General features: G+C 45.9%; 11 protein-coding genes and 1 rRNA gene. 2 read left to right on the plus strand and 10 right to left on the minus strand.

Annotated features, from left to right (window positions below; genetic code table 11):
* Positions 1 to 65 precede the first annotated feature (65 nt).
* From glmU to JFU01_RS08240, 3 genes are all read right to left on the minus strand, one after another.
* A complete protein-coding gene (gene glmU / locus JFU01_RS08230) occupies positions 66 to 1,451 on the minus strand; it encodes a bifunctional UDP-N-acetylglucosamine diphosphorylase/glucosamine-1-phosphate N-acetyltransferase GlmU (protein WP_440201602.1) in 1,386 nt (461 codons plus the stop codon).
* 62 nt (positions 1,452 to 1,513) lie between these two features.
* On the minus strand, positions 1,514 to 2,827 hold the full coding sequence (locus JFU01_RS08235) for a DEAD/DEAH box helicase (RefSeq protein WP_195856547.1): 1,314 nt from the start codon (positions 2,825 to 2,827) through the stop codon (positions 1,514 to 1,516).
* Between the two features lie 2 nt (positions 2,828 to 2,829).
* A complete protein-coding gene (locus JFU01_RS08240; protein ID WP_195856548.1) occupies positions 2,830 to 3,942 on the minus strand; it encodes a metallophosphoesterase in 1,113 nt (370 codons plus the stop codon).
* 193 nt (positions 3,943 to 4,135) lie between these two features.
* Here JFU01_RS08240 and uvrC point away from each other — a divergent pair, with 193 nt between their 5' ends.
* The gene (uvrC, locus tag JFU01_RS08245; protein ID WP_195856549.1) at positions 4,136 to 5,956 is read left to right on the plus strand and encodes an excinuclease ABC subunit UvrC; all 1,821 of its coding nucleotides are present in this window, start codon (positions 4,136 to 4,138) and stop codon (positions 5,954 to 5,956) included.
* Positions 5,957 to 6,032: 76 nt separating this feature from the next.
* On the opposite strand, the gene JFU01_RS08250 is transcribed toward uvrC, so the two are convergent.
* The 5 genes from JFU01_RS08250 to JFU01_RS08270 all read right to left on the minus strand — a co-directional run bounded on the left by JFU01_RS08250 (position 6,033) and on the right by JFU01_RS08270 (position 10,157).
* Positions 6,033 to 7,985, minus strand: coding sequence for a DUF975 family protein (locus JFU01_RS08250; RefSeq protein ID WP_195856550.1), 1,953 nt, complete (start codon positions 7,983 to 7,985; stop codon positions 6,033 to 6,035).
* A gap of 21 nt (positions 7,986 to 8,006) precedes the next feature.
* Positions 8,007 to 8,843 (minus strand): hypothetical protein, encoded by an 837-nt coding sequence (locus JFU01_RS08255; RefSeq protein WP_195856551.1) that lies wholly within the window; start codon positions 8,841 to 8,843, stop codon positions 8,007 to 8,009.
* A gap of 14 nt (positions 8,844 to 8,857) precedes the next feature.
* Positions 8,858 to 9,202: a barstar family protein gene (locus JFU01_RS08260; RefSeq protein WP_195856552.1), complete on the minus strand. Its 345-nt coding sequence runs from the start codon at positions 9,200 to 9,202 to the stop codon at positions 8,858 to 8,860.
* A gap of 11 nt (positions 9,203 to 9,213) precedes the next feature.
* Positions 9,214 to 9,660: a ribonuclease domain-containing protein gene (locus JFU01_RS08265; RefSeq protein WP_195856553.1), complete on the minus strand. Its 447-nt coding sequence runs from the start codon at positions 9,658 to 9,660 to the stop codon at positions 9,214 to 9,216.
* 131 nt (positions 9,661 to 9,791) lie between these two features.
* Positions 9,792 to 10,157, minus strand: a complete 366-nt coding sequence (locus JFU01_RS08270) for a thiol reductase thioredoxin (protein ID WP_195856554.1) — start codon at positions 10,155 to 10,157, stop codon at positions 9,792 to 9,794.
* A 141-nt stretch (positions 10,158 to 10,298) separates the two neighbouring features.
* On the opposite strand from JFU01_RS08270, the gene JFU01_RS08275 reads away from it, so the two are divergent.
* Positions 10,299 to 11,243, plus strand: a complete 945-nt coding sequence (locus JFU01_RS08275; RefSeq protein ID WP_195856555.1) for a glycosyltransferase family 2 protein — start codon at positions 10,299 to 10,301, stop codon at positions 11,241 to 11,243.
* Positions 11,244 to 11,266: 23 nt separating this feature from the next.
* On the opposite strand, the gene JFU01_RS08280 is transcribed toward JFU01_RS08275, so the two are convergent.
* Positions 11,267 to 11,809, minus strand: a complete 543-nt coding sequence (locus JFU01_RS08280; protein ID WP_195856556.1) for a 5' nucleotidase, NT5C type — start codon at positions 11,807 to 11,809, stop codon at positions 11,267 to 11,269.
* 230 nt (positions 11,810 to 12,039) lie between these two features.
* Positions 12,040 to 12,116: ribosomal RNA gene (rrf, locus tag JFU01_RS09020) — 5S ribosomal RNA — on the minus strand; the annotation flags it as partial.

Consider the following 12,116-nt stretch of genomic DNA (forward strand, 5'->3'; position numbering starts at 1 on the left):
ACCTAAATGTTAAAAAAACTAAGTCCCTACCATATTATCTTACCATAGAAGTAAGCTCTTTAGGGTTAACTTTCCGGCTTATTTTTAGAAATAGGTAATTTATGCCAATAATTTTCTTTATTACTTTGCCGTGACCGGGCAATGGCCAGGGCCTCCTTAGGAACGTCTTCAGTAATGGTTGATCCCGCAGCAACAAAACTATGATCAGCCAGGCTAACCGGGGCAACAATATTGGCATTAGAACCGATAAAGCTATAGTCGCCCACCTGACTACGGTGCTTACTATAACCATCATAGTTACAGAAGATCACCCCGCAACTGAGGTTAATATAGCTGCCCAAGTCAGCATCGCCGACATAGGTTAAGTGGCCGGCCTTGGTGTGGTCCCCGAGACTAGCGTTTTTAATTTCAACGAAGTTACCAATATGAACGTATTCTCCCAAGACTGATTGGGGTCTGAGATGGGCCATGGGACCAATCGAGGTATGAGAGCCGACCTGGCTACTTTCAATTTTAGAAGAATCCACCGTCACTTCATCGCCAATTTGGCTATCCACGATCTGGCTGTTGCCTAGAATATGGCAGTTCTTGCCGATACGGGTCTGTCCTAAGAGATTGACCTGACCTTCAATAATGGTGTCTTGGCCGATGGAGACTTCCGCATCGATTTTGGTTGTTTGGGGATCTAAGATAGTTACACCATTATCCATCCAGTAGCGGTTGTTTCTTTGATAGTAGAGCTGGTTGGCTTGGGCCAGGGCTTGCCGGTCATTAACCCCCAATGATTCACCAAAGTCAGCCATTTGGTAAGCTGAGATCCGTTCCCCCTGACCGCGTAAGATTTCAATCACATCTGGGAGGTAATATTCCCCTTGGGCATTATCATTGCCCACTTGGTGGAGGGCTTCAAAAAGGGCCTGGTTATCAAAGACATAGGTTCCGGTGTTGATTTCCTTCACTGCCTTTTCTTCTGGCTTGGCGTCCTTTTCTTCAACAATTTTAGCCACCGACCCGTCTTGCTTACGGATAATCCGGCCGTAGCCACTTGGGTCTTCGGCCTTAGCGGTTAAGATACTGGCCTTAGCCCCCTCAGCTTCATGGACATCGAGTAAGTCTTCCAGGGTAGCCTGGGTAATTAGGGGCGTGTCTCCACAAATCACTAGGGTAGAGCCTGCCTTATCCGCCAGTAAATCTTCCGCTTGTAAAACCGCATGGCCCGTCCCTAATTGTTCTTCTTGGAGGCAGAATTGACTTTGCCCTGCTAAGACTTTTTCGACCTCTTCGGCCCCAAAGCCGACAATGGTAATGACCTCATTAAAGCCGGCTGCCTTAACATTGTCTAAGACGTGAGCCACCATGGGCTTATTAGCGACCTCATGTAATACCTTATACTTATTTGATTTCATCCGGGTTCCCTTACCAGCAGCAAGGATAATCGCATAACGATCCATTATTTTATATGCACTCCTTCATTTTTAGTCCTCTATTATTCTAATGAAGTTTTTCTTGGGCTTCAATTCTTTTTTGCTTTTTTACGCCGGGCACCCTTGTTCTTTTGCTGGCGTTTTCGATTTTTCTTTTTCTTCCCTTTGCCTGCCGCCTGGCCAGCTGAATGGGTAGTCCGCTTTGAAGCTTGAGATTTTTTCGCCTTTCTGGCTGCCTGGTCATGGCCTAATGGCTTGGGCTGGCTTGTGGCATTGACCAGTTGGCCTTGGTAGAGATAGTACTCCTCCAGTGGGGTTCCTTCTGGTAAGACTTGCTTTAATTCTCTTAGGGTGCGGTCATTATTGCAGAAAGTCAAGACCAAGCCTTCCTTCCCCATCCGCCCAGTCCGGCCACTGCGGTGGACATAGGTAGCTTGGTCTTTGGCCAGGTCGTATTGGATCACACAGGCTAAGCCAGGAATATCCAAGCCCCGGCTAGCCAAGTCGGTCGTGAATAAATAAACCAACTGCCCCCGGTTAAAGGCTTGGATGACCCTTTGCCGGTCTTGACCACTCATTTCCGCATGCAAGGCCGCCACGGGTAACCCATGGTAGCTTAACTTTTCTTCCAGTAAATCCACATCAGCCTTGGTACGGACAAAGACCAAGGCCCTAAAGTCGTCCAATTGGGCCAGACTGCGCAGGCGGTCCACCCGTTTGCGGACCGGAGTGAACAGGTAGCCATGGTGGAGATTGGCCTGACTGGATAGGTCCTGTCTAAGGTCAATGACCTGGTCAATGGCTAGTAATTCTTTAGCCTTGGTCAAGCTATCTTGGGTGATGGTAGCTCCAAAGGCGATATTTTGCCGGTGTTTGGGGAGGCGTTTGATTAAATCTGTGAATAGGGGAAGGCTGTCAGCTTTTAACAAGTCATCGACTTCATCACAAACCAAATATTTGACTTGGTGGACTTTTAATTTCCGTTGTTCAATCAGTTCATTAATCCGCCCTGGACTAGCCACTACGATTTCCGGCTTGGCCTTCAATTGGTCAATCTGGCGCTTAATGTTAGCCCCACCAATGACTAGCTGGAGTTTTAGGTCAAGCGACTGGGCCCAAGGGCGAGCCACACTAGCAATTTGACTGGCTAATTCCTGGGAAGGGGCCAGGATAATTAACTGTAAACCCGCCTGGGCTTGGACTTGAGTGAAGCTAGCTAAAAGATAAGCTAAGGTCTTTCCGGTTCCCGTTGCCGATAAGGCTAAAAGATTGTCCCCCTGTAAAATACGGGGCCAGGCTGCAGCTTGGATGGGGGTGGGCTGGTCAAAGCCTTGTGCTTCCCACTCTGCCTTAAGGGGCTGGGCTAGGTGACTAGCAACTAAACTGTCTTGCTCTGCTTTCAAAATTAAACCTCATCGCTCTCTTCTTTAATACTTAAATACTTGGTGGATTGATCTTGGTCAGGGCCAGTAATGGCTAAAGTTTCAGCTTCTCTTGCTGACTTGGCTGGGACTAGGTCAGCCTGTGCGGTTTGGCCAGCTAATTGTTCATCGACTTCATTATTGAGGATGGCCTTGGCTTGTTTCCAGGACAAGCCCCCATAAGCGGCAATTTCGCGGTCGGTTTCCGCCAGTTCCCGTTCTAGGAAAGCTTCTTTAGAAGCAGTTAATTGCACCACAACCAGTTCTGCTTGGTTATTGAAACGGACATGCCACTTAGGCGCTCCAATCCCCCGTGAAATCACTAGGCACTTATATTGGTCCCCAGGAAGGCGGAAAACGCCTTCGGTATATTGGGGCAAGTGGCCTTGGTCAGAAGCGTAGAGGCCGCCTAGTCCTGGTATCCGAATTTGGCCGCCTTGGGCATGGCCCGAAAGTACCAGGTCGGGCGATTTTTCGATCGATTCATGGTAGCGTAAGAAGGCTTCAGGATGGTGGGCGAGTAAGATCTTAGGCAGGGCTAATTGGTCTGCTTCAAGCGGCAGATAGCGTAAGGCGTCCCCTTTTAAGAAGTGGCGGCCTGGTTTTTCCGCTAGGCCCATGACGACCAGGTCTTGACCATGAAGCGTGATGGTTTCCGCTTGGTCATGTAAGACCCTGACCCCTGCTTGTCTTAAGAGCTCTTCCATTAAATGGCTATAAGGGCTCTTCACTTCATTGGAGCCGCTGACATAGAATACTGGGGCCAGGTTGGCTAATTGCTTGATAAAAACAGCCAATTCTTGGCGGTCAAAGGCCTTTTCCGGATGGATGAGATTACCGGTAATAGCAATGAGGTCAACCTCCTCCTCTTTAACGGCCTTCAAGATATCGACCACCTTAACCCTTTGGTCAGGGAAATTAAGGTCGGACAAGTGGGCAATTTTTACCCCTTCCAAACCGCCAGCATAGCGGGGACTTTCAACTAAATAATGGGTTTTCCCCAGTTGATAATTTTGAACATAAAGATAGGCCAGACTGCCCCCAATGACGGCAGCAGATTGCAAGCCCTTCTTCAAGAATTGATTCTTTTGACTCATATGATTGCCTCCCTTTGACTAAATGATCTCAGTGAGCTAAGTACTCCTTATATTTTAGCATAAGCCGCCCGCTTTATCCCACTTAAGCTCACTCGCCAGGCGGTAGGAATGGATTTTTTAAGCGGGATTGCTATAATAGATAGATGAGTTTAAAGTAAATAAACATTATGGATTAGAAAGGAGATGATTCTTGGTGGCCAACCAACTGATCGAGAACAAACTGAAATTAGTTCCTAAGAAACCAGGTTGCTACATTATGAAAGATCGCAACCAACACATTATCTATATTGGAAAAGCCAAGAATCTCTTTAACCGGGTTCATTCCTACTTTCGCAGTCAGCATAGCGGTAAAACCGCCCAATTAGTATCAGAAATCGCTGACTTTGAAGTCATTATGACCAATACCAACAAGGAAAGTCTCTTGTTGGAAATTAATCTTATCAAAAAATACAAACCCCACTATAACATTATGCTCAAGTATGGGACCATGTATCCCTACTTGAAAATCACCAACGAAGAGGACCCCCAACTAATCATCACTTCTGACGTCAAAAAAGACGGTGGCAAGTACTTTGGCCCTTATCCCAATGTCAATGCCGCAACCAGTACCCGGGACCTGCTTCAAAAAACTTATCCCTTGAGGAAATGCGGTAAAAATAAAAAACGGGCCTGTTTCTACTACCATCTCGGCCAATGTATCGGCTGCTGTGACCACGAGGTGTCAGCTCAAGAATATGCCCAACAGATTAAGCGGATTACCCGCTTTTTGAATGGGGACGTCCAAACCATTAAAGAGGATCTTCAGAATAAAATGGTCCAAGCCTCGGAAAACATGCACTATGAGCGGGCCGCTGAATACCGCGACCAAATTAACTACATTGAGCAAACCGTTGAGCCACAGAATGTCATGAGTAAGCAATACAATAACCGTGACGTCTTTGCTTATTACTATAACCATGGCTGGATCAGCATCCAAGTCTTCCTCCTGCGCCAGTTTTCCATTATCAAGCGGGATTCGGCCCTCTTCGCCTGTTATAACGATCCCGCAGAAGAATTGACTTCCTATATTGTTCAGTTCTACCAAGAGCAGAACCACACCCTGCCTAAGGAAGTACTGGTACCAGAAAATATCGATACCCATCTCTTGAGTGATGCTCTGGAGATATCAGTAGTCAACCCTAAACGCGGGGACAAACGCCATATGCTAGACCTGGCTACCGAAAACGCCCAATTGGCTCACGAACAAAAATTCCGCTTGTTAGAAATGAATGAGAAGAAGACCCGGGGAGCCGTTGAAGAGCTTAGTGCCGCCTTAAATCTGCCCTATCTCAGACGGATGGAAAGCTTTGACTTTTCCAATATTTCTGGAGTGGATAATGTCTGTGGGATGGTGGTCTATGAAGACGGCCGCCCCAATAAGAAGGCCTATCGCAAGTTTAAAATCAAGTCCTTCCAGGGAGCCAATGAATACCAAGCCACCCAAGAAGTCATCCGCCGTCGCTATAGCCGCCTCTTAAAAGAAGGCAAGGACCTCCCCGATATCGTTCTCATGGATGGGGGCAGTATTGAGGTTAATGCCGCTCGGGATGTCTTGGTCAATGAACTGGGCCTCAACGACTTACCGGTTGCCGGCATGGTCAAAGATGACAAGCACCGGACCTCCCACTTAATCTATGGCGATGACCATGCCATTGTGCCCCTAGATCCCAAGTCCCAGGCCTTCCACCTAGTTCAGAGAATTCAAATCGAAGTCGACCGCTATGCCAAGACCTTCCACCGGCAAGTCCACCACAAGAATTCTTTCCAATCCCGTCTTGATAGTGTCAAAGGGGTGGGGCCGAAAACCCGGCGTAAGGTGCTCAGCCACTTTAAAACCATTAAGGCCATCCGCCAGGCTGATCTTAGTGAAATCCAAGGTCTGGGTATTCCTGAACAGGTCGCCGAATCCATCCACCGGCTGGCTTGGGAAGGCCACAAGGGGTCACCCTACTCAGACCAAGATAAAAGTTCTTAGGCCTCTTTCATAGTTAATTGAATAGCAAAAAACGGAGTAGCTTGAGGCTTACTCCGTTTTTTCTTATGCATTTTTACTATTTATCGGTTGAATCTTGGTCTTCTTGATCTGGAGTCAAAGGATCGCCATCGAGGAAATCCGATTGATTCACAATAGACTTGTCATAACTGCTTTCCGTGCTGCGGTCAGCGGCGAGGAGGATATCGTCCTTATGCTTGGCTTGTTTAAAGTTGGTCTTCTTAGGGGTGTTATAGCCATAAGGGTCATAAGGTTTCTTCTCGACAGCTTCACTGGCTGGGTCAGCCTCAGTCTCCTCTTCAACAGTTGCTTCTGAATCAGCTTTATCTACTGATGAATGACTGCCTTCTGATGGGGTTGATTCTTCCAGAACTGGAAAGTCAAAATCGCTTGTTTCTTCTTCCTCTGGACGGGTCTCAAATTGATCTGTTTCTGCCGCTTCACTTGCTTTATCTTGAGTCTCTTCCACTTGGTCTGGGACAGTTTCCGCTTGATCTGGAAGAGTTTCCTTATTAATAGGACTTGCTTCAGGCTGACTATAATCTTCAGCCAGGTCGAAGATATCCGAGGCAGGCAGGACTTCTTCCTGTTGACGATCATCGAGGACATAACCTGGGTCAGCATAGTCATAGGCCGTCTCATCCGGCTGATCAGACTCATTATCCCTTTGCGAATCAGAGCGAGCAGACTCATCTTGACTGCCAGCTGGTGCCATCACCATAATCTCATCATCGTTCTCTTCAGTGTCGAATGAAGCGGGGTCAGAATCTGAACTCTCCTTTTCTGGATAAGTGGATTGGGTTTGACTATAGCTGTCTTCACCATCTGCCTTAAAATCATCTTGGTCTGGACCATAGGTTTCTCTAAAAGCTGCTTCAGAGAGATAGTCGTCACTGGAACTGGCTGAATCATCCAGAGCATTTAATTCAGAAGCATCGATGGCCATGGTATCCGCGGTAAATTGAGGACGATCTTCTGTGTGGTATAAGTCAGCAATATTATCGCTAGCTTCAGCGCCAAAACCAGAAAAATGATCATTGAGGTAGAGGGCATATTGCTTGGTTTGTTCCCGGTAAAAGACCGCTTGAACCACCATGAACTTAATTAAATTACCAAATAAGAATAAGATTACTAGCGCTCCCAAGCCTAATTGGGCCCAGAAGTAATAGTCAGCTTGAGGGAAGGCGGTTCTAAAGTAAGCCATTAAGAGGCTCACTGCCCCACCAATAATTAAGGGAAGAAAGACATAGCCTAAGCCCATCTTGAAGAGGCGCCACTTATTGCCCCGCATCAGTTGCCAGCTCATTCTCAAAGACCGGAAAACCCCGGTTTCTTCGTTATCGTAAGTTGGAAACATAATGAAGTTAAAACCATAGTAGAGCCAGCTGGTCAAGAGAGCAACTAAGAACAGTAACAATAGCGCAATCAACAGATAGAGCACATGGACCGCGATTCCGGTCACCTGGCCAATGGCTGCCCGGGCGGTGGAAAGAACGACCACATAATAAAAGAATAAAATCGTGGCTAAAACTAAATAAAAAACAAAGGCAGAGAACCAGCGTACAATAGCAGCCAAGAAATTGGTCATATAGTGGCGGATAGGCCGATGAGTAAAGGCTGACCACACCCGGCCAATATGGTGGTCTCCCTCATCAACCATTTCTAATAAGGACCAAGGGGTACCATAGACCCAGACCTGAACCATGAAAAAGCTGATTAAGAAACTCACCAATAGAGTGATTCCTAAAGCGATGGGGTCGGTACTTTGTCCGACTTGGTTGATCATTTCACCAATCAACCCCGGCGTATCTAAAAATACCCGGTTAATCGAAAAAGATTGGATACTAAGGGGTTTCAACCAATTGGCTAAAAAGCCCAAGAGGCTGGTAAAAACAAAAGTAATGAATAGATTAAGTAAAAACATCCCGGTTAAAGACAAGCGATTGCCAGAAATGGCTGACTTGGCTTTATCTTTAAGCTCGCGGTTGCTTTGATTAAGTTTCAGCTGCATGTATATCCTCCTTATGACTCCTTAAACACTAAGAGCATTTTCCTCACGTTCCAATTGTAAAACAATAGCCGCTGCATAATTACGTTCAGCGGCAAAGCGTCCTGATTTGAGATGATAATCCACGTTTTGTCGGCTCGTTTGGTTCATCTTGGCTATGGCACTGGCATAGCCCTTTTCATAGAGACCAGTCACATAAAAATGGTCACTCTGTATTTTAGCATGTAAATCAACAATTTTTAAGGGCTTTCGCGCTTGAAAGTCAATGGTCTGGTAATCCTGTAACTTCTCCTCCATGGCATAAACCGGCATTTTTAAGATTTCCAAGGCTTCGATCTCTTGAAAAGGCCATTCACTGGTCATGGCATAGGCGGTATAGAGAGGAAATTGGAGTTCATAGGACAGTCGCAGGGCTCTTTGGATCTCAGACTGTCCTTTGATAATCTCTTGCCAGGCCAAAAGTAGCATATTGGTCAGCTGGTCCTCTAAATAATTAGCGTTATAGAGTAAGACCCCTTCTCCCAAGGACTGGGCCTCCAGGAGGGCTTGACTCGCATAGTGGTAGGCCGGGCTGGCGACTAGTCCCGCTTGTGTATCAAGACTGCCATAAGCGATGCTGGCATTGACCTGAATCGGATACAGGAGCTGCTCGAGCAAGCGGTAGGCCAAGAAGGCTGACGCAGTATGGTTAAAGGATAAGAGCCATTGGTCCTCACTTAGGGCATAGGGCGACTCCCAACGATCTGGGGTAAAAATTTGGGTCACAATCTCAATTCCCCGCTCTAATAATAACTGTAAATCGGCCTTGTCTAAGTCAGGGTAATGACCAGCAATATAAAGTAAAGTCTTCCTGGCTGTCACATGACTCTTCCTTTCTAGTCAATAATTTCAAGCTGGGGATTTGCCGCTCTTGCCGCCTTAATCATAGTAAAAAAAGGCTCGGCCTTACTTGCCAGATTGCTTCTTAAGTCAACAGGGTGCTTCAGGATAAGCTTGAGAGGTTTAGCGTTGGCGGTCAACACATCATATAGAGCGTCCAAGTTGCCAGCAAAAGTCACGCTCTTATCCATCCCCTGGGCAAAGGCCCGGTAGAGGTCCTGGCTATCCTTGATCAAACGGCCATCGAGAACCACCTGATAGACCCGCGATTGACGATTCACCTGGCCCTGGTAGCGTTTAGGAGATGTTTGCATCTTCCTAGTATTATTTTTCCCATTCATTGTCCTTCACCTCAATACAACTGTTTAAAGCTTTGGTAGTGGTCATCCGTATAGTAGATGTCGCCAGATGAGGAATACACTAGGCGGTCATCGCCCCGATAGCCCCCATAGTAGTTAACATCGGCCTCTCGGTAAGTCTTATCAGCCGGTAGCTTCTTTTCGAAGTTACCAAAATGGTCGCCACCAATGGTTTTCTTATCGGTCACTTCCCATAAATTGCCCTTATCACTTTCCCAACCAGCCGCCTGAGCTTCTTTTTTAGTGATATAATTTGGCGGAAGTTCCTGGTAGGCATTGAGATAGGCACTGACCTCTTCGTCAGAACGGTAAACCTGACCATATTCCACCTGGTCTCCTGCTTGCTGGGAAACTTGATCCAGAACCTGGCCCAAGTCTTGGCAACCCGCTAGGCAAAAGGCTAAAATTCCCGTTAAGAGAAAAGTTAAAAACCGCTTCATTGCAATAATCACCTACTTCATTTTTCTCTATTATAGCAAAAGCCTAGCTAAAAGAAAAAAGGTGTCCAATCCAACATTGACACCCTTTTCCAGAGACTTGCTCTTATTTTTATTTTGTCGCCAATGAGAAATTATTGGGCGATTTTCTCTCTAATGCTTTCGATTGAATCTGAGGAATCAACCCCTAAATTTTCTAAGCGTTTTTCCCCACCGATACGCACTAGGGCAGGCACTGTTGTCACTTGAGCTTGTTCTCTAAATTCCTGGATAGCAACGCTTTCTGCGGTAGCCGTCGAATCCAGGTAGGCAAGTTCTAAGTCATCGCTTTCAATGATTTCAATTAATTTTGGTAGGAACTTGCGGCAATAAGGACAAGTTGGCCGACCCACAAAGACTAAGGATTCTTCCTTACTATCTAGATGAGAGAGCAGGTCCTTGGCGTTCACACGGTTTAATTTTTCAACAGCTTCATTAAATTCACTTTCACTATAAGCCATATTTCCACAACCTTTCTCCCCTATAATAACTTAAATTTCATAAAAATTAAAATAAATGAATTATAAAAGTCCTGACTTTTGCTATACTCAAGGGTGTAAGCACGAGAACCAGACTTGTAAAGTAAATATGAGGTGACCCCATTGAAGTCAATTTCTATTATTATCCCTTGCTACAATGAAGCCGATAATATCCGCCCCTATTACCAGGCCATGTTAGCGACCATGGCTCACTTCCCTGACGAGTTGAACTGGCAGCTCCTCTTTATTGATGACGGATCAACCGACCAGACCCTCCAAGAAATCAAGACCCTGAGCCAAGCAGATCCGCGGCTAACTTACCTGGCTTTTTCCCGGAACTTCGGCAAGGAAGCGGGCATTTATGCTGGCTTACAACACAGCCACGGAGACTATGTGGTGATTATGGACGTCGACCTCCAAGACCCGCCTGAACTGTTGGTCCCCATGTACCAAAAACTCAAAGAAGAAGACTATGACTGTGTGGTGACCCGCCGTCAAGACCGGCAAGGAGAATCTTGGTTTCGCTCCCAATGTGCCCGTCTCTTTTACTGGCTGATTAACCAGTTATCCCACACGCCTATTCGCAGCGGCGAAAGAGATTACCGCATGATGACTCGGCAAATGGTTGATAGTGTCCTCAAGGTGAGTGAAGTCAATCGTTTCTCTAAGGGAATCTTTAATTGGGTCGGCTACCAAAAGACCTATATCGATTTCCCCAACCACCAACGTCAGTTTGGCCACAGCCATTTTAGCTTTTGGAATCTCTTGGTATATTCCTTAGAAGGGATTATTTCTTTTTCACAAATTCCCCTCAACATCATCGCTATCCTAGGCCTGATTGTCTTTATCCTAGCTATTGGATTAGCGGCCTTCTTTATGGTCCGCACCCTGCTCTTTGGTAATCCCACCTCGGGCTGGACGTCAACCATTGTTATTATTTTACTCATGGGCGGTTTACAAATGCTTTCTCTGGGCATTGTGGGGAAGTACATTGGCAAGACTTTTCTGGAAAGCAAAAGACGCCCCCTTTACCTGGTTAAGGAAAGTAACCTTGAAGAAGACGACTAATAAAATGCCTTTTACTTAGGAACTTATTCAGTCAATCGAGCAGAGCCATAAAAGTATTCCAGAGCTGCCTCCCAATTATCCAGCCGGTCGGGATAATTTTCCGTCAGGTTATGGGGTGCTGAAAAGAGCAGCCCCTTACCATTAAAGCCTTGAAAATGACGACTATTATCATCAATCAAATAATCAGCCCCCAAAATCGACTTTTGCCCACAGAAGACATAGTGACTATCGGGGATAAAGTCAAAGTGTTGGGTTAACCACTCATACTTAGCCGTAAAAGAAGTCGGAAATTCCATTGCAGCCGTAGTAATAAAGACTTCATAATCCTGACTGAGTTGCCAAAGGGCCTCTTGTGCCCCCTCAATGATCCCAAGATCAGCAAAATAATTAGGATCAGCCACCATATCATGGAGTGCTTTTTGGTACTGGGGAAATAATTGATCCAGGTTCTTCCCAAGGAGGTCTTCTTTTTTAATTTGAAAATCATAGCTTTCATTAAACAAACGAATTTGCTTAGCTAAAAAATCCGCAATCACTTCATCCATATCAACAGCAATTTTTTGCATAGACATTCTTCCTTTCTTAACGAGTAAGCAAAAGTAATTTCTCCTACTAATACTAGCAAGCAGGTTTAATTAATTCAGACCTGCTTGCTTTTTTGCTTTCACAGTCTTGTAAACGGTTTTGATGATCTTAATAACTTACTTATCCTATGCCCTATTAAAACACAGGGCCCTAGGCAATTCCAAAAGAAAACAACAAAAAAAGCCATTCCTATTGGAATGGCTCTTAGTTAGCACGGCAACGTCCTAGTCTCACAGGGGGCAACCCCCAACTACATTCGGCGCTAAGAAGCTTAACTGCTGTGTTCGG

It is taken from the genome of Aerococcus sp. Group 2, from assembly GCF_905125285.1.
GTDB classification, from domain to species: Bacteria; Bacillota; Bacilli; order Lactobacillales; family Aerococcaceae; genus Aerococcus; species Aerococcus urinae_E.